Annotated in this window: 18 protein-coding genes; 13 read left to right on the top strand and 5 right to left on the bottom strand. The window is 61.3% G+C overall.

The genetic code is table 11. The features are described 5' to 3' along the window. Nucleotides 1–38: 38 nt before the first annotated feature. Nucleotides 39–407 (bottom strand): DUF4870 domain-containing protein, encoded by a 369-nt coding sequence (locus ACW9IN_RS04950; protein WP_457364828.1) that lies wholly within the window; start codon nt 405–407, stop codon nt 39–41. Between the two features lie 22 nt (nt 408–429). Next, the gene (gene rph, locus ACW9IN_RS04945; RefSeq protein ID WP_017735760.1) at nt 430–1,152 is read right to left on the bottom strand and encodes a ribonuclease PH; all 723 of its coding nucleotides are present in this window, start codon (nt 1,150–1,152) and stop codon (nt 430–432) included. 185 nt (nt 1,153–1,337) lie between these two features. On the opposite strand from rph, the gene ACW9IN_RS04940 reads away from it, so the two are divergent. The 6 genes from ACW9IN_RS04940 to ACW9IN_RS04915 all read left to right on the top strand — a co-directional run bounded on the left by ACW9IN_RS04940 (nt 1,338) and on the right by ACW9IN_RS04915 (nt 6,631). Beyond that, entirely contained in the window at nt 1,338–2,201 is an 864-nt protein-coding gene (locus tag ACW9IN_RS04940) for a YicC/YloC family endoribonuclease (RefSeq protein ID WP_457364827.1), read from the top strand. 10 nt (nt 2,202–2,211) lie between these two features. Further along, entirely contained in the window at nt 2,212–2,832 is a 621-nt protein-coding gene (gene gmk / locus ACW9IN_RS04935; protein WP_457364826.1) for a guanylate kinase, read from the top strand. A gap of 167 nt (nt 2,833–2,999) precedes the next feature. Next, on the top strand, nt 3,000–3,263 hold the full coding sequence (gene rpoZ / locus ACW9IN_RS04930; RefSeq protein ID WP_060753671.1) for a DNA-directed RNA polymerase subunit omega: 264 nt from the start codon (nt 3,000–3,002) through the stop codon (nt 3,261–3,263). A gap of 60 nt (nt 3,264–3,323) precedes the next feature. Next, a complete protein-coding gene (spoT, locus tag ACW9IN_RS04925; RefSeq protein WP_457364825.1) occupies nt 3,324–5,429 on the top strand; it encodes a bifunctional GTP diphosphokinase/guanosine-3',5'-bis pyrophosphate 3'-pyrophosphohydrolase in 2,106 nt (701 codons plus the stop codon). 24 nt (nt 5,430–5,453) lie between these two features. Next, a complete protein-coding gene (locus ACW9IN_RS04920; RefSeq protein WP_404697239.1) occupies nt 5,454–5,834 on the top strand; it encodes a RidA family protein in 381 nt (126 codons plus the stop codon). 56 nt (nt 5,835–5,890) lie between these two features. Next, a complete protein-coding gene (locus ACW9IN_RS04915) occupies nt 5,891–6,631 on the top strand; it encodes a hypothetical protein (RefSeq protein WP_457364824.1) in 741 nt (246 codons plus the stop codon). Between the two features lie 125 nt (nt 6,632–6,756). Here the strand turns inward: ACW9IN_RS04915 and ACW9IN_RS04910 are convergent, their stop codons facing one another. Continuing rightward, on the bottom strand, nt 6,757–7,608 hold the full coding sequence (locus ACW9IN_RS04910; protein ID WP_457364823.1) for an SDR family oxidoreductase: 852 nt from the start codon (nt 7,606–7,608) through the stop codon (nt 6,757–6,759). A 188-nt stretch (nt 7,609–7,796) separates the two neighbouring features. On the opposite strand from ACW9IN_RS04910, the gene exbB reads away from it, so the two are divergent. From exbB to ACW9IN_RS04875, 7 genes are all read left to right on the top strand, one after another. Beyond that, nucleotides 7,797–8,768 carry a tonB-system energizer ExbB gene (gene exbB, locus ACW9IN_RS04905; protein ID WP_457364822.1) on the top strand — a complete coding sequence of 324 codons (972 nt, stop codon included), beginning with the start codon at nt 7,797–7,799 and terminating at the stop codon, nt 8,766–8,768. Between the two features lie 6 nt (nt 8,769–8,774). Continuing rightward, nucleotides 8,775–9,200: a TonB system transport protein ExbD gene (gene exbD / locus ACW9IN_RS04900; protein ID WP_017526806.1), complete on the top strand. Its 426-nt coding sequence runs from the start codon at nt 8,775–8,777 to the stop codon at nt 9,198–9,200. Beyond that, complete coding sequence (locus tag ACW9IN_RS04895; RefSeq protein ID WP_457364821.1) at nt 9,197–9,943, top strand: energy transducer TonB family protein; 747 nt, start codon at nt 9,197–9,199, stop codon at nt 9,941–9,943. The genes exbD and ACW9IN_RS04895 overlap by 4 nt, the downstream gene beginning before the upstream one ends. A gap of 145 nt (nt 9,944–10,088) precedes the next feature. After that, complete coding sequence (locus tag ACW9IN_RS04890) at nt 10,089–11,009, top strand: LysR substrate-binding domain-containing protein (RefSeq protein ID WP_457364820.1); 921 nt, start codon at nt 10,089–10,091, stop codon at nt 11,007–11,009. Between the two features lie 8 nt (nt 11,010–11,017). After that, nucleotides 11,018–13,093: an ATP-dependent DNA helicase RecG gene (gene recG / locus ACW9IN_RS04885; RefSeq protein ID WP_457364819.1), complete on the top strand. Its 2,076-nt coding sequence runs from the start codon at nt 11,018–11,020 to the stop codon at nt 13,091–13,093. Nucleotides 13,094–13,170: 77 nt separating this feature from the next. Further along, nucleotides 13,171–14,571 carry an HDOD domain-containing protein gene (locus ACW9IN_RS04880; RefSeq protein WP_457364818.1) on the top strand — a complete coding sequence of 467 codons (1,401 nt, stop codon included), beginning with the start codon at nt 13,171–13,173 and terminating at the stop codon, nt 14,569–14,571. A 377-nt stretch (nt 14,572–14,948) separates the two neighbouring features. After that, complete coding sequence (locus ACW9IN_RS04875) at nt 14,949–15,884, top strand: hypothetical protein (RefSeq protein WP_457364817.1); 936 nt, start codon at nt 14,949–14,951, stop codon at nt 15,882–15,884. 47 nt (nt 15,885–15,931) lie between these two features. Here the strand turns inward: ACW9IN_RS04875 and ACW9IN_RS04870 are convergent, their stop codons facing one another. After that, complete coding sequence (locus ACW9IN_RS04870) at nt 15,932–16,312, bottom strand: helicase (protein WP_457364816.1); 381 nt, start codon at nt 16,310–16,312, stop codon at nt 15,932–15,934. Between the two features lie 124 nt (nt 16,313–16,436). Beyond that, complete coding sequence (gene tagQ, locus ACW9IN_RS04865; protein ID WP_457364815.1) at nt 16,437–17,360, bottom strand: type VI secretion system-associated lipoprotein TagQ; 924 nt, start codon at nt 17,358–17,360, stop codon at nt 16,437–16,439. Nucleotides 17,361–17,430: the final 70 nt, after the last annotated feature.

Genomic DNA, 17,430 nt, shown 5'->3' with positions numbered 1-17,430 from the left:
AAAACCGACATCGCTGTCGGTTTTTTTGTGGGCGTTCATTATTTGATCACACGCCAGGTCAACGGGTAGCGGTAGGCAATACCCTTGTTGGCCTTGATGCTGCCGATGATCGTCAGCACCACCGTGGCGATCGCCAGGAAAAACATCAGGAAGAACCCAACCACCGCGAAGGCCAGCACGATGCAAGCCAGCCAGGCGATGGCCACGGTGATCTGAAAGTTCAAGGCTTCCTTGCCCTGATCGTCGATGAACGCATCCTTTTCCTTCTTCATCTGCCACAGGATCAGCGGCCCCACGACGCTGCCGAAGGGAAATACAAACCCCAGAAACGCCGCGAGATGGCACAACATGGCCCCCTGTCGCACTTCGTAGGAAGGCGTAGGTACCGGCATCTGGCTGTCATTCATGGCGCTTCTCCTTGAGGCGGGCTCAGTCCGCCAGGGCGGCGTTCTGCAGTTCGAAAATTTCGGTCATGCCTTTCTGGGCGAGGGCCAGCATGGCGTTCAGTTCAGCCGGCTGGAAGGGCGCACCTTCGGCGGTGCCCTGCACTTCGATGAAACCGCCGGTGCTGGTCATCACCACGTTCAGATCGGTCTCGGCAGCCGAGTCCTCCAGGTAGTCCAGGTCCAGCACAGGCTCGCCCTGATACATGCCGACCGACACGGCAGCGATCATTTGCTTGAGCGGGTCACCGCCTTTCAGGCCGCCGCGCTTCTTGATCACTTTCAACGCGTCGACCAACGCCACCATGGCGCCGGTGATGGAGGCAGTACGAGTTCCACCGTCAGCCTGGATCACATCGCAATCGACATACAGGGTCACATCGCCCAGCTTGGACATGTCCAGGGCTGCGCGCAGGGACCGACCGATCAGACGCTGGATTTCCAGGGTACGCCCGCCTTGCTTGCCGCGGCTGGCTTCACGCTGGTTACGCTCGCCGGTAGCACGGGGCAGCATGCCGTATTCAGCCGTCAACCAACCCTGGCCCTGGCCCTTGAGGAAACGCGGCACACCGTTTTCGACGCTGACGGTGCAGATCACCTTGGTATCGCCAAACTCGACCAGTACAGACCCCTCGGCGTGTTTGGTGTAGTTGCGGGTGATGCGGATCGAGCGGAGCTGATCGGCAACGCGACCACTTGGACGTTTCATAGGGAGACACCTGTACTGAGGACGAAAAACTGCCGAGCATTATAGAGCCGCCAACCGATTCGGGGCACATCTAAAAATTCGGTTACGAATGGCCGGGTTTGGGCGCACTCGCCCCACTGCGCTACAATCCTGCGCCTTCTTAACCATCAGCCCGTGTTTGCGGGGCTGCAACGCGAGGTACCGCCATGGTGCACAGCATGACCGCCTTCGCCCGCGTCGAAAAAGCCGGCGCACAAGGCACCCTGAGCTGGGAATTGCGCTCGGTCAACAGCCGCTACCTGGAACCGCACCTGCGCCTGCCGGAATCCTTTCGCGACCTCGAGGGCGCTGTGCGTGAAGCGCTACGCCAGGGTATCTCCCGGGGCAAGCTGGAATGCACGTTGCGCTTTACCGAGGAGCATACCGGCAAGCCGCTGCAGATCGACCGTGACCGTGCTGCGCAATTGGTCGCCGCCGCCGAAACCATCGCCGGCCTGATCAAGCAGCCTGCCGCCCTCAACCCGCTGGAAGTGCTGGCATGGCCCGGCGTGCTGGTCGCCGATGCGACCGATCCGCAAGCCCTCAACGCCGAAGCCCTCGCCCTGTTCAATCAAGGTCTGAAGGAGCTCAAGGCCGGCCGCGAGCGCGAAGGCGCCGAGCTGGCCCGCCTCATCAATGAGCGTCTGACCTCCATCGAAGAAGACGTGGCGACCCTGCGCGAGCTGGTGCCGCAGATGCTCGCCACCCAGCGCCAGAAAGTGCTCGACCGCTTCGCCGACATGAAGGCCGAACTCGACCCGACACGCCTGGAGCAGGAAATGGTCCTGCTGGCGCAAAAGAGTGACGTCGCCGAAGAGCTCGACCGCCTGAGCACCCACATCCACGAAGTGCGCCGCGTGCTCAAGTCCGGCGGTGCCGCCGGTCGGCGCCTCGACTTCCTGATGCAGGAACTCAACCGCGAAGCCAATACACTGGGCTCCAAGGCATTCGACCCGCGCAGTACCCAGGCGGCGGTCAACCTCAAGGTGTTGATCGAGCAGATGCGCGAACAAGTACAGAATATCGAGTAAGGCAACTTCCATGACCCACAGTACTGGCACCCTTTACATCATTTCCGCCCCTTCGGGCGCGGGCAAGAGCAGCCTGGTCAAGGCCCTGACCGACGCCGACGAGCAGATCCGCATTTCGATCTCCCACACCACCCGCGCCATGCGCCCGGGCGAAGTGAATGGCGTGCACTATCACTTCGTCGAGCGCACCGAGTTCGTCAAGATGATCGAACACGGCGACTTCCTGGAGCGTGCCGAAGTATTCGGCAACCTGTATGGCACCTCGCAAAGCCACCTGCAGCAGACCCTGGACGAAGGCCACGACCTGATCCTGGAAATCGACTGGCAGGGCGCCGAGCAAGTACGCCAGCTGATGCCCAAGGCGCGCTCGATCTTCATCCTGCCGCCGTCGCTTGAAGCCTTGCACCAGCGCCTGACCAACCGTGGCCAGGATAGCGACGAGATCATCGAAGGCCGCATGCGTGAAGCCGTCAGCGAAATGAGTCACTACGTCGACTACGACTACCTGATCATCAATGACGACTTTTCCCACGCCCTGGATGATTTGAAGGCGATTTTCCGCACCAATCAGCTTCAGCAAAAACGCCAACAGCAGCGTTTTGGCAAATTACTCGCCGAACTGCTCGGTTGACCCGCTCTTCCCAAAACCGTCGCAAGGGCCTTACATTGGCACTTGTGGCGGTTTTGCGAGGGCCTGCGAAAAATCAGCGCTTCCCTAAACGCTGGTGATTTTTTAAACTGCTCAGTCCGCTTGCCCAACCGGGCAGCGCGCATCTTGCATTCGCTCCGAGGAATACCATGGCCCGCGTAACCGTTGAAGACTGCCTAGAACACGTGGATAACCGCTTTGAGCTGGTCATGCTCTCTACCAAGCGTGCCCGTCAACTGGCCACCGGCGGCAAAGAGCCCCTGGTCCAGTGGGAAAACGACAAGCCTACCGTTGTCGCCCTGCGTGAAATCGCCGAAGGCCTGATGAGCTACGAGTTCATCGCCGAACAGGAAATCGTTCAAGATGAACCGCTGTTCGCAGCGTTCGAGGACGAGTCCAACGAGGCGGTCTAAGCCTATGCCTGGTCGACGTAGCACGGCGCGGGGTCACAGCCAACGGCAGGAGTTCACACTTTGCCGAGCATAGACGCCCTCGCCGATCGCTTATCGGCCTACCTCGGCCCAGACCAGGTCAACCTGGTCCGCCGAGCGTATTTCTACGCCGAACAAGCCCACGACGGCCAACGCCGCCGCAGCGGCGAGGCGTACGTCACCCATCCTCTTGCGGTGGCAAATATTCTGGCCGACATGCACATGGACCATCAAAGCCTGATGGCCGCGATGCTGCATGACGTGATCGAAGACACCGGCATTGCCAAGGAAGCGCTCAGCTCCCAATTTGGCGATACCGTGGCCGAACTGGTCGACGGGGTCAGCAAACTGACCCAGATGAATTTCGAGACCAAGGCCGAAGCCCAGGCGGAAAACTTCCAGAAAATGGCCATGGCCATGGCACGCGATATCCGCGTGATCCTGGTCAAGCTGGCCGACCGACTGCACAACATGCGCACCCTGGAAGTGCTCTCCGGCGAAAAGCGCCGGCGTATCGCCAAGGAAACCCTGGAAATCTACGCGCCCATCGCCAACCGGCTGGGCATGCATGCCATCCGCATCGAATTCGAAGACCTCGGCTTCAAAGCCATGCACCCGATGCGCTCCGCGCGCATCTACCAGGCGGTCAAGCGCGCCCGGGGCAATCGCAAGGAAATCGTCAACAAGATCGAAGAGTCCCTGAGCCATTGCCTGGCGATCGACGAAATCGAAGGCGAGGTCAGCGGGCGGCAGAAACACATCTACGGCATCTACAAGAAGATGCGCGGCAAGCGCCGGGCCTTCAACGAGATCATGGACGTGTATGCGTTCCGGATCATCGTCGACAAGGTCGACACCTGCTACCGCGTACTGGGCGCTGTACATAATTTGTACAAACCGTTGCCGGGCCGGTTCAAGGACTACATCGCCATTCCCAAAGCCAACGGCTACCAGTCACTGCATACCACGCTGTTCGGTATGCACGGCGTGCCGATCGAGATCCAGATCCGCACCCGCGAAATGGAAGAGATGGCCAACAACGGCATCGCCGCGCACTGGTTGTATAAATCCAGCGGTGACGAACAGCCCAAAGGCACCCATGCCCGCGCCCGTCAATGGGTCAAGGGCGTGCTGGAAATGCAGCAACGTGCGGGTAACTCCCTCGAATTCATTGAAAGCGTGAAGATCGACCTGTTCCCGGACGAGGTCTACGTGTTCACGCCCAAAGGCCGGATCATGGAGCTGCCCAAAGGCTCCACGGCGGTCGACTTTGCCTACGCCGTGCATACCGATGTGGGCAACAGCTGCATCGCCTGCCGGATCAATCGACGTCTCGCGCCGCTGTCCGAACCCCTGCAAAGCGGTTCCACCGTGGAGATCGTCAGCGCACCCGGCGCACGCCCGAACCCGGCCTGGCTCAACTTCGTGGTTACCGGCAAGGCGCGCACGCATATTCGCCACGCCCTCAAGCTGCAGCGCCGTTCCGAGTCCATTAGCCTCGGCGAACGCCTGCTGAACAAAGTCCTCAACGGTTTCGACAGCGCCCTGGACAAGATCCCGGCCGAACGCGTGCAAGCGATGCTCCACGAGTATCGTCAGGAAACCATCGAAGACCTGCTGGAAGACATCGGCCTGGGCAACCGCATGGCCTACGTGGTCGCACGCCGTCTGCTGGGCGAAGGCGAACAGTTGCCAAGCCCCGAAGGTCCGCTGGCGATCCGCGGCACCGAAGGCCTGGTACTCAGCTACGCCAAGTGCTGCACGCCGATCCCGGGCGACCCGATTGTCGGTCACCTGTCCGCGGGCAAAGGCATGGTGGTGCACCTGGACAACTGCCGCAACATCACCGAAATCCGCCACAACCCGGAAAAATGCATCCAGCTCTCGTGGGCCAAGGATGTCACCGGCGAATTCAACGTCGAGCTGCGGGTGGAGCTGGAACACCAGCGCGGCCTGATCGCCCTGCTGGCCAGCAGCGTCAACGCGGCCGACGGCAACATCGAGAAAATCAGCATGGACGAGCGCGATGGCCGCATCAGCGTGGTTCAACTGGTGGTCAGCGTGCACGACCGTGTGCACCTGGCCCGCGTGATCAAGAAGCTGCGCGCCTTGACCGGTGTGATCCGCATCACCCGCATGCGCGCATAAATCCCCTCCAACAAGGAGTCATTCATGACCAAGACCGTTATCTCCAGCGACAAGGCCCCGGCTGCCATCGGCACCTACTCCCAGGCCATCAAGGCGGGCAACACCGTCTACATGTCCGGCCAGATTCCGCTGGACCCGAAGACCATGGAACTGGTGGAAGGCTTCGAAGCCCAGACCGTTCAGGTCTTCGAGAACCTCAAGTCCGTGGCCGAAGCCGCCGGCGGTTCGTTCAAAGACATCGTCAAGCTGAACATCTTCCTCACTGACCTGAGCCACTTCGCCAAGGTCAACGAGATCATGGGCAAGTACTTCGAACAGCCTTACCCTGCCCGCGCCGCAATTGGCGTAGCCGCCCTGCCAAAGGGTGCACAGGTTGAGATGGACGCGATCCTGGTCATCGAGTAAAACACCCGGCGCAACCGCCATCGGTTGCGCCGACTTCGTTTTAAAAGGATTTCATGATGCGCAAAGCGCTTGTAGCCTCGTCACTGCTCGCCCTGTTGCTCGGCGGTTGTGCCAGCAATCCCGCCGACCTGGATGTGAGCGGCACCTGGATCAACCAGGTTGCCATCGATGCGGCAGCCAAGGGCGGCCCTTTGCGTGAAGCGCTGCAAAGCTATGGCCCGAACCTCGAATGGGAGGTCAACGCCAAGGCTGCGCAGGCGCGCTACTACAACGGCTTTGAAGTCGCCGAAGGCAAGTTGCTCGGTGAGAAATCCGGCGCCTGGAGCGTGGACTTCTACGGCAGCTCCGCCACCGAACTCAAGCGCAAAGGCAAACAACTGCTGCAAGTGGCCAACGACAACGAGCCAGAGCAACTGTTCGCACGCGCCAAAGACCCTGCTCCGGAAGGCGCGCCACTGGGCGCCAATTTCGAACGCGCGCTGTATGCGGCCTACATGGGCGGCGACTGGAAAATCATCGACGGCAACGGCCAGGGCGCAACGGTGCAGTTCCAGCCCAACGGTCAAGTGGCCGGCCTGCCTGGCGTCGATCAGTACTCGCTCTGCCTGGCAGGTGACTGCGCCTCCATGAGCGGCGGCTACGACAGCATCTGGCTGCAACTGAACGGCAAGGGCAACCCGTGGATCTTCGCTCGCAAGGGCAAGCAGCTGGAAATTTTCCAGGCGGTGAACACCGCACAGACGGACGAAGTGCCGTCGTTTACTCCGGGCCCACGCCAGTGGCTCCTGGAAAAGTAATAACCCGCCTCACACGCTACAAATGTGGGAGCAACTGTCTTGGCAGACACTCTGTTGGCCATGCCGCCGTCTTCGCAGCGATGCGGCGACCCGACAAGCCAGCTCCCACTTTGTTAGATCACGTTTCAGCCTTTGAGGATGGCGGCGTAGCCCTCGCGATAGCTTGGATAGATCGGCTCCCAACCCAGGGCCCTGGCCCGTGCGTTACTGCACTGTTTGCTCCCTGCACGGCGCACACTGGCGTCCTCGGCCCATTCGGTCACGCCCAGGTATTCGCGCAACCAGCCCACCACCTCGGCCAGCGGCGCGGGCGCATCGTCGACACCGATGTAGATCTTGTCCAGCGACCCGCCTTTTTCCACATGACGCAACAAAAAGGCCAGCAACCCTGCCGCATCCTCTGCGTGAATCCGGTTGCCATATAAAGGCGGATCGACTGCCACGCGATAGCCTTGTCGCACCTGAGTCAGCAACCACTCACGACCCGGCCCGTAGATGCCGGTCAGACGCACGATACTCGCCGGAATGCCGCTGTCGAGCGCCACTTGCTCGGCTTCCAGCATGATTTTGCCGGAATAGCCCTTCGCCTCGGTGTCGGACGTTTCATCGACGCGCTCGCCCTTCTGCTGCCCATAAACGCTGCTGCTGGAGACAAACAGCAAGTGCTTGGGCGACTGGCCATAGTCATTCAGCCACTCCAACACATGCTGTAACCCTTGCACGTAGGCTGCACGATAGCCGGCCTCGTCATGGTCGGTCGCAGCGGCGCAATACACCAGATAATCCACCCCGCCAATGGGCCAGGTGTCGGGACAATCCTTGTTGAACAGGTCACCGGCGATACCGATCACCCCGTCCGGCAGGCGCGAAATATCGCGGCGCAGGCCGTGAACCTCCCATTTCGACGCCAGCAATTGGCTGGCCAACCGGCTACCCACGTCGCCGCAGCCGGCAATCACAACAGAAGGCGCAGACATCACAGAACTCCGTACGCAAAGCTCAAGATTAGCCCTCGCAGATGACCAGCGGCCAGCAAAACGACAAATAAAGTAACTGTATTACTTTAGTTAACAAGAATTACTTGCAATAATAACCGCCCATTTGTCCTCGACCCCCTTGGGTCTGGCAGGGCGATCACTCATTTTTTTACTCAGGTCCGGCCAGCATGACACGCAATAACCTTCCCGCTTCGCCAACCAAGCCTCACAGCTCGTCCCGCGCCTGGCGCGCGATTGCCGCGCTGTTGTTCAGCGTACTGCTGGCGCCGACCGCCGCCTTCGCAGACGCCACTGCCCCTGCCGCACCGGCCGCTGCCGAGCACAATACCGCCACTCCGGCTGCACCGGCCGCCGCCGCGCCGGCTGCCACCGACCCGGCCGCAGCCCCTGCCGACGACACCGGCGTTGTCCTCGAAGAAGACAACACCCTGGGCATGGCCCACGACCTGTCGCCGTGGGGCATGTATCAGAATGCTGACGTGGTGGTAAAAGCCGTGATGATCGGCCTGGCCATCGCCTCGATCATTACCTGGACCATCTGGATCGCCAAGGGCTTCGAGCTGCTGGGCGCCAAGCGTCGTCTGCGCAGTGAAATCGCCCACCTGAAAAAAGCCACCACCCTCAAGGAAGCCAGCGAGACCGCAACCAAAAAGGGCACCCTGGCGAACCTGCTGGTACACGACGCGCTGGAAGAAATGCGCCTGTCGGCCAACACCCGCGAGAAAGAAGGCATCAAGGAACGCGTCAGCTTCCGTCTGGAGCGCCTGGTTGCCGCCTGCGGCCGCAACATGAGCAGCGGCACCGGCGTACTGGCGACCATCGGTTCCACCGCGCCGTTCGTGGGTCTGTTCGGTACCGTGTGGGGCATCATGAACAGCTTCATCGGCATCGCCAAAACCCAGACCACCAACCTCGCCGTCGTTGCCCCGGGCATCGCCGAAGCCCTGTTGGCAACCGCCCTGGGCCTGGTTGCCGCGATTCCTGCGGTCGTCATCTACAACGTCTTCGCCCGTTCGATCGCCGGCTACAAAGCCCAGGTGTCGGATGCGTCGGCAGAAGTCCTGCTGCTGGTCAGCCGCGACCTCGACCACCTGCCTACCGAGCGCAGCTCGCAACCGCACATGGTGAAAGTGGGGTAATCGGCCATGGGCCTGCATTTGAATCAAGGCGACGACGAACTCGTCGAGAACCACGAAATCAACGTCACGCCGTTCATCGACGTGATGCTGGTGCTGTTGATCATCTTCATGGTGGCAGCCCCGCTGGCGACCGTGGACATCAAGGTTGACCTGCCCGCGTCCAGCGCCAAGCCGGCGCCACGGCCAGAGAAACCGATCTTCCTCAGCGTCAAGGCGGACCAGCGTCTGTTCCTGGGCGAAGAAGAAGTCAAGACTGAAACCCTGGGCCCGGTGCTCGACGCCAAGACCCAGGGCAAGAAAGACACGACGATCTTCTTCCAGGCCGACAAGGGCGTGGACTACGGCGACCTGATGAGCGTGATGGATGCCCTGCGGGCAGCCGGCTACCTCAAGGTAGGCCTGGTCGGACTTGAGACGGCAGCCAAGAAATGATCACGACGCGCCACAAACTGACGCGTTATGGCACCAGCCTCGCCGTCGTGCTGGGCGTGCATGCCGTCGCGATCGCCATCGCGCTCCATTGGTCGGCGCCGCACACGGTGGTGCTGCCGCCAGCGGCCATGGTCATCGACCTGGCACCCATGCCGGCGCCTCCACCGCCGGCACCGCCCAAGGTAGTCACGCCACCGCAGCCGCCTGCACCGGTAGAAGAGTTGCCCCTGCCGAAACTGGCCGAGGCCCCCAAACCGACCATCCAGGTGCCCAAGCCGGTCAAGCCCAAGCCGAAACCGCAGCCACCCAAACCGGTGGAGAAAAAGCCCGAGCCGCCCAAGGAGAAGCCTTCCGAAGAGCCGCCGAGCGAAACCCCGCCGACCAATGCACCGGTGGAAAAATCCGCCCAGCCGGCGCCAGGTCCGTCGCCCCAACAGATAGCCGCCAAGGCTTCGTGGGAAGGCACCCTGCTCGCGCACCTGCAGAAGTACAAGAAGTACCCGCCAGGCGCCCAGGCCCGTGGCAAGGAAGGCTTGAACCGCTTGCGTTTCGTGGTGGACGGCGAAGGCAACGTGCTGTCGTACGAACTGGTGGGCCGCTCCGGCAATGCCGACCTCGACCGCGCGACATTGGACATGATCCGTCGTGCCCAGCCCCTGCCCAAGCCACCGGCCGACATGTTGAAAGGCGGCAGCATCGAAATCGTTGCGCCTTTCGTCTACAACATCGAAAAGCGCCGCTAGCGAAAAATGACGGTGGTGAGGGGCAATCCTCGCCACCTTCAGCAAAATCTCCCTTGCTCTGCGCTCAATCCCTGTCAAAGTTCTGATAACGTGCGTCTATCGATTGCAGCCGGTATGCTTGGCCCGCACCTCATGGACGCCCGCTATGACTCTGACAGAATTACGCTACATCGTTACCCTCGCCCAAGAGCAGCACTTCGGCCACGCGGCCGAGCGTTGCCACGTCAGCCAACCGACGCTGTCGGTGGGCGTGAAAAAGCTTGAAGACGAACTCGGTGTGCTGATTTTCGAGCGCAGCAAGAGCGCCGTACGCCTGACTCCGGTGGGCGAAGGCATTGTCGCCCAGGCCCAGAAGGTCCTGGAGCAAGCCCAGAGCATCCGCGAGCTCGCCCAGGCCGGCAAGAACCAGTTGACCGCACCGCTCAAGGTCGGCGCCATCTACACCGTCGGCCCGTACCTGTTCCCGCACCTGATCCCGCAACTGCACCGCGTCGCCCCGCAGATGCCGTTGTACATCGAAGAAAACTTCACCCACGTCCTGCGCGACAAACTGCGCAACGGCGAGCTGGACGCGATCATCATCGCCCTGCCATTCAGCGAAGCGGACGTACTCACCCTGCAGCTCTACGACGAGTCGTTCCAGGTGTTGATGCCAGCCGACCACCCGTGGACCAAAAAAGACACCATCGACGCCGCCCTGCTCAACGACAAGAGCCTGCTGCTGCTCGGCGAAGGCCACTGCTTCCGCGACCAGGTATTGGAAGCCTGCCCGACCCTGACCAAGGGCAACGACGGCGCCAAGCACACCACTGTAGAATCCAGTTCCCTGGAAACCATCCGTCACATGGTCGCCTCCGGCCTGGGCATTTCGATCCTGCCGCTGTCGGCAGTGGACAGCCATCACTACGCCCCCGGCGTGATCGAAGTGCGCCCACTGACACCACCGGTGCCGTTCCGGACCGTGGCCATCGCCTGGCGCGCCAGCTTCCCACGGCCAAAAGCCATTGAGATCCTTGCCGACTCGATCCGCCTGTGCTCGGTGGCCAAGCCGCCTGTCGCGAGCTGATTCACCGTATGACTGAGCTGTCGCAGGTGTCGGTGACGACCCTAAAAGGTGTCGGTGAAGCCATGGCCGAGAAGCTGGCCAAGGTCGGCCTGGAAAACCTCCAGGACGTGCTGTTCCACCTGCCCCTGCGCTATCAGGACCGCACGCGCGTAGTGCCCATCGGTCATCTGCGCCCCGGTCAGGATGCCGTCATCGAGGGCACCGTCAGTGGCGCCGACGTGGTGATGGGCAAGCGCCGCAGCCTGGTGGTACGCCTGCAAGACGGCACCGGTGGACTGAGCCTGCGCTTCTACCATTTCAGCAACGCGCAGAAGGAAGGCCTCAAGCGTGGCACCCGCGTACGCTGCTACGGCGAAGCGCGGCCCGGTGCATCGGGCCTGGAAATCTACCACCCGGAATACCGCGCCATTACCGGCGACGAGCCACCACCGGTGGACGCCACGCTCACCCCGATCTACCCGCTCACCGAAGGCCTCACCCAGCAACGCCTGCGCCAGCTGTGCATGCAGACCCTGACCCTGCTCGGCCCGAAAAGCCTGCCCGACTGGCTGCCACTGGAACTGGCCCGCGACTATCAACTGGCGCCGCTGGCCGATGCGATTCGCTACCTGCATCACCCGCCCGCCGATGCCGATGTCGACGAGCTAGCCCTGGGCCATCACTGGGCACAGCACCGTCTGGCCTTCGAAGAACTGCTGACGCACCAGCTGTCCCAACAGCGCCTGCGTGAAAGCATGCGCGCCCTGCGTGCGCCGGCCATGCCCAAGGCCAAGCACTTGCCCGCACAATACCTGGCCAACCTCGGCTTTGCGCCGACCGGTGCCCAGCAACGCGTGGGCAATGAAATCGCCTACGACCTCAGCCAGCAGGAACCCATGCTGCGGCTGATCCAGGGCGATGTGGGTGCGGGCAAGACCGTGGTCGCTGCCCTCGCCGCCTTGCAAGCGCTGGAGGCGGGTTACCAGGTCGCCCTGATGGCACCCACCGAGATTCTCGCCGAGCAGCACTTCATCACCTTCAAACGCTGGCTTGAACCTCTAGGCCTTGAAGTGGCGTGGCTGGCCGGCAAGCTCAAGGGCAAGAACCGCACCGCCGCCCTGGAACAAATTGCCGCCGGCGCCCCCATGGTGGTGGGCACCCACGCACTCTTCCAGGACGAAGTGCAGTTCAAGAACCTGGCCCTGGTGATCATCGACGAGCAGCATCGCTTCGGCGTGCAACAGCGCCTGGCCCTGCGTCAGAAAGGCGTGGGCGGCCGCATGAGCCCGCACCAGTTGATCATGACCGCCACGCCGATCCCGCGCACCCTGGCCATGAGCGCCTACGCGGACCTCGACACCTCGATCCTCGACGAACTGCCCCCCGGGCGCACGCCGGTCAACACCGTGCTGGTCACCGACACCCGGCGGGTCGAAGTGATCGAACGGGTGCGCAGCGCCTGCGCCGAAGGCCGCCAGGCGTACTGGGTGTGCACCCTGATCGAAGAATCCGAAGAGCTGACCTGCCAGGCTGCCGAGACCACCTTCGAAGACCTCACCAGCGCCCTCGGCGAACTCAAGGTCGGCTTGATCCATGGCCGCATGAAGCCGGCGGAAAAGGCTGCGGTGATGGCGGAGTTCAAGGCTGGCAATCTGCAACTACTGGTGGCCACCACCGTGATCGAGGTGGGCGTGGACGTGCCCAACGCCAGCCTGATGATTATTGAAAACCCCGAGCGCCTGGGCCTTGCGCAACTGCACCAACTGCGCGGACGCGTAGGCCGGGGCAGCGCCGCCAGCCATTGCGTGCTGCTGTATCACCCGCCGCTGTCGCAGATCGGGCGCCAGCGCCTGGGGATCATGCGCGAAACCAACGACGGTTTTGTCATCGCCGAAAAAGACCTCGAACTGCGCGGCCCCGGCGAAATGCTCGGCACCCGCCAGACCGGCCTGCTGCAATTCAAGGTCGCCGACCTGATGCGCGATGCCGACTTGCTGCCCGCCGTGCGCGATGCCGCCCAGGCGCTGCTCGAACGCTGGCCGGACCACGTCAGCCCGCTGCTCGATCGCTGGCTGCGCCATGGGCAACAATACGGCCAAGTGTGACGCCTGACTCACTTAGTCGACCAACAGTTGTATCAAGCTGGTTATACTTCGATGACTGTACGAATTTGGATCAGGCCATGTCAGAAGTTGCCCTCGCCACAGCCCCACTGACCGCCCCGCCGGTCATTCGGGCCCTGCTCGCAAAACTCGCCATCAGCTACACGGAAGTTGCCGAACAACCTGGCCTGAATCCCGCGCGAAAGGTCCAGGCCGTGTTGCTGGAAGATGCGGTGGGCGCCCTGATGGTGCTGTTCCCGCAGAATCAGTTGCTCGACCTCAACCGCCTCGCCGAACTCACCGGACGCCGCCTCACGGCCGTGTCGCCGGACCGCGTCGAGCGCATGCTGGCCAAACACGAGCTGAGCCTGCTGCCCGGCCTGCCGCCCATTACCAGTTCGCCGTGCCTGTACGAAGGCAGCCTGCTCAACGAACCGAGCCTGCTGGTGCATTCGGGTGAAGCCGGGCTGCTGCTGGAAATCCCCACCGACGCGTTCAAGACCCTGCTCAACAAGGCCAGTGCCGGGCAATTCGGCGAACCGATTGCCAACATTCGTCCGAACCTCGACCGCCCTAACGATGACCGCGAGGAAATCACCCAGGCGATGCAGGCGTTCACCGCCCGCCGCATCCAGCAGCGCCTGGAGGCGACCATCGAGATTCCGCCGCTGGCCGATACCGCGCAGAAGATCATCAAACTGCGCGTCGACCCGAACGCCACCATCGACGACATCACCGGCGTGGTGGAAACCGACCCGGCGCTGGCCGCCCAAGTGGTGAGCTGGGCCGCATCGCCGTACTACGCCTCACCGGGCAAGATCCGCTCGGTGGAGGACGCCATCGTGCGCGTGCTGGGCTTCGACCTGGTGATCAACCTGGCGCTGGGCCTGGCCCTGGGTAAAACCCTGAGCCTGCCCAAGGACCACCCGCACCAGTCCACACCGTACTGGCACCAGTCGATCTACACCGCTGCGGTGATCGAAGGCCTGACCCGCGCCATGCCGCGCGCCCAGCGCCCCGAAGCCGGCCTGACCTACCTGGCCGGCCTGCTGCACAACTTCGGCTACCTGTTGCTGGCCCACGTGTTCCCGCCGCACTTCTCGCTGATCTGCCGCCACCTGGAGGTCAACCCGCACCTGTGCCACAGCTATATCGAACAGCATTTGCTGGGAATCAGCCGCGAGCAGATCGGTGCCTGGCTGATGCGCTACTGGGACATGCCGGACGAACTGTCCACCGCCCTGCGCTTCCAGCACGACCCGACCTATGACGGCCAGTACGCCGAATACCCGAACCTGGTATGCCTGGCCGTGCGCCTGCTGCGCAGCCGTGGCATCGGCTCCGGCCCGGACGACTCGATTCCCGACGCGCTGCTGGAGCGCCTGGGCTTGAGCCGGGAGAAGGCCGAGGAAGTAGTGGGCAAGGTGCTGGATGCCGAGGTGCTGTTGCGCGAATTGGCTTCCCAGTTCAGCCAGGGTTGACTCTGTAGTCTGTCAGACCGCTATCGCAGGCAAGCCAACTCCCACATTTTGATGTGTAAACACCGTCAAATGTGGGAGCTGGCTTGCCTGCGATAAATCCAACTCTGCCCTCCCGAAAACGGATTTCTTTTTCTTCGTTTTCAAATGCTCGACTGATCTCCAAGCCTGGACTGGAACAGCTGACGCCTGATAGGGCTATGCGCCTATTAAAAAGCGACGACAGAGGTGGTTAATCAATACTATAGCTCTACACCAAACGCTTAGATTCCATATTAAAGACACTCAGTTACAAACAAAGCGGAACTCAACTATCACCTCCATACACATAGTGTGCGCAAGTAAATTCTTCTTACTTAATGAAAGCAGAGCGTCCTACTATGTCTATGCCCATCAATCAGTTTCTTAATATCGACCCGCGCCCCGAACTTGGCAATCTGTCCTATCCCCTGCCCCAGTCGATTGATACTTCAACAGGGTGGGACGGTAACAGCAACATCAGAATAGCTAATTACGGAGGGACAAAAGTTACTACCCACAGGGATCAAGGAGCAGCCTTTGATGAACGCGGTTTCTACCCCGCCTCAGAGGTGAAAATAAATACAGGCAACTCGGACGACATTGTCCACATAAAAAAAATAGATGGTCGGATAACTGCTATCGCGAATGGTGTAGCAATCAAACTTGATATTGATGAGTCCAACCGCAGTGGCAACCAAGCCAAGCTTTTTATCAAAACTCATGGGGGCGACGATACGGTAATAATTGACCCTGACGTCAAAACAGAAGTAACGATTGACACTGGGGAAGGCAACGACCAAGTAATGACTGGCGGGGGACATGCTCAAGTACATCTTGGAAATGGCGATGATTTGGGCGTACTCGGTCAGGGGGGAGGAGAATTATCTGGCGAAGCCGGCGATGACAAGTTATATGGTGGCACAGCTGGTGCCGCCCATCTCTCCGGTGGCTCCGGTAGTAACATTATGATGAGCGGCATCCAGCGTACTGACGATCAATCGACATGGATATTGGCCCAAGGAGAACACGATAAAATAATGGTACGCTCTCTGACTACCATCAGAATTGAATCACAGTCTGCCTACACGGTCGTACTACCAGACGCTCAAGCACAGATCCAGATTACAGAAACTGCGGGTAACACTGAAACCGTGAGTCTTGAATCCGGCAGTGATGATAACGACATGAATGTCACTTTCACCGGGCGCAATGAAGTTGGAAAAGATACTCAGCGCACTCAACAGGCGCCACGAAATGAGCAAGAAAAAATGATCTGTGGCCCGACCTCGTCGTAAATTGATACCGGTCCCGGAGCCTTCAGCGCTCCGGGAACCCACTACAACTAACCTCCCTTTTTTTTGCGCGGCTTCAAATACTTGGTCAGCCCCTGGAACCAGATCACCAGCGCCGGGTTGCCCTTGATCTGGATCGTCTTGTCCTGAATCCCCGTCATGAACGCCAGCTGCTTGTCTTTCGCCTGCATCGTGGCGAAGCCGAAGGCCGCATCCTTGAACGCGATGGCGAACGCCGGCGCCGGGTGAACGCCCGAGCGGCTGGTGATGCGCTGGTCTTTGACGATGAAGTGACGGGCCACCTTGCCGTCCAGGGTTTGCAGCTGGAAAGCCAGGTCCTTGTCACCCAGCTGTTGCTGGAAGGCAGGATTGGTGCGGCTGGCTTTGCCCATGATCAGGCCCAGCACCCAGAGAAGCAGACGAAATTTCATGCACACGGCCTCAACGTAATGATGGAGTAGCCGCAGCAGTGTAACGATTTGCCTGAGGAACGCCACCGATCTAGCGCATTAGCGGAAGATCGGCTGGCGTTTGGCACTTATAGCAGCATGTTACTTAAACGTTCGGGCAAGGTACCGGTGCCCAGTCGACCAGGTTCGGATCGCGGCAGGTGCCTTCGATCTGAGCCTTGCCGGCGCTGGCGACCTGCTTGCTTTCCGCTTGCTTGGCCTGCACGGTCTGGATGCTCTTCTCGGTGGTGACAGCTTCTTTCGGCACCACAGGCAGCGGCGGCTTCTTCGCCGGTTTCACGGCTTTCTTGCCTTTGACCGGGGCCACAGGCGGTGTGGTGTCGGCGGTGGCCACGGTGACCACGTCGTTACGCTGTACGCCGACTTGTTGCAGGTCCTTTTCGTACGCCTGGGTGTAGTTGTTCAGGTCTTCGGCAGCCTTGCCGTTGACCGCAACGATCAGGTCGTTGGACTCCTTCAAGCCCGACACGATTTCCGCCAGGCGCTTGCGGCCTTCGGTGTCGCTGACGGTCTTGGCCTTGCGGTCATTGACCAGCTTGGTGAACGCGCTCTGGTAGCACTGCTGCGACGCACGGGCGTAGGCGGTGCTGCGGTCGATGTCGGACGCGCTCTTGTTGAAGTCGCTGGAGTACGACGCGATGCGCTGGTTGTCATCGCTGATCTGCTTCTGACGCTCGGTGTAGTAACCCGCCGCGCCGCCGGCCAGGGCGCCGCCCGCGGCACCGATGGCGGCATTGCGACCGCGCTTGTCGGAGTCACCGGTCAGGGCGCCCAGCAGTGCACCACCGGCAGCGCCGAGGGCCGCGCCGGTGACGACCGACTTGGTCATGTCCGAATCGGTCGCGCGCAGGTGTTGCACCGGCTCGTAGCAGTTCGGGTAGTACTCGACCTTGGTGCTCGACGCGACCTTGGAGGCCGGCGACGTGGCACAACCGGTCAGCACGGTGCTGAAACCGGCTGCGATCAGCAGCAAGTGACGCTTGGAAACCGCCTTACGGGAAAAAAGCATAGGTGTGTTCTCGTTTAAGTTTGACTTGCCCAGCACGGCCCACCGCCGCCTGAGTCCCTTCCAAGCTCGC

The organism is Pseudomonas sp. SDO5271_S396, assembly GCF_054071795.1.
Note: the sequence above shows the minus strand (reverse complement) of the source record. Positions and strands in the feature narration are given on the sequence as shown.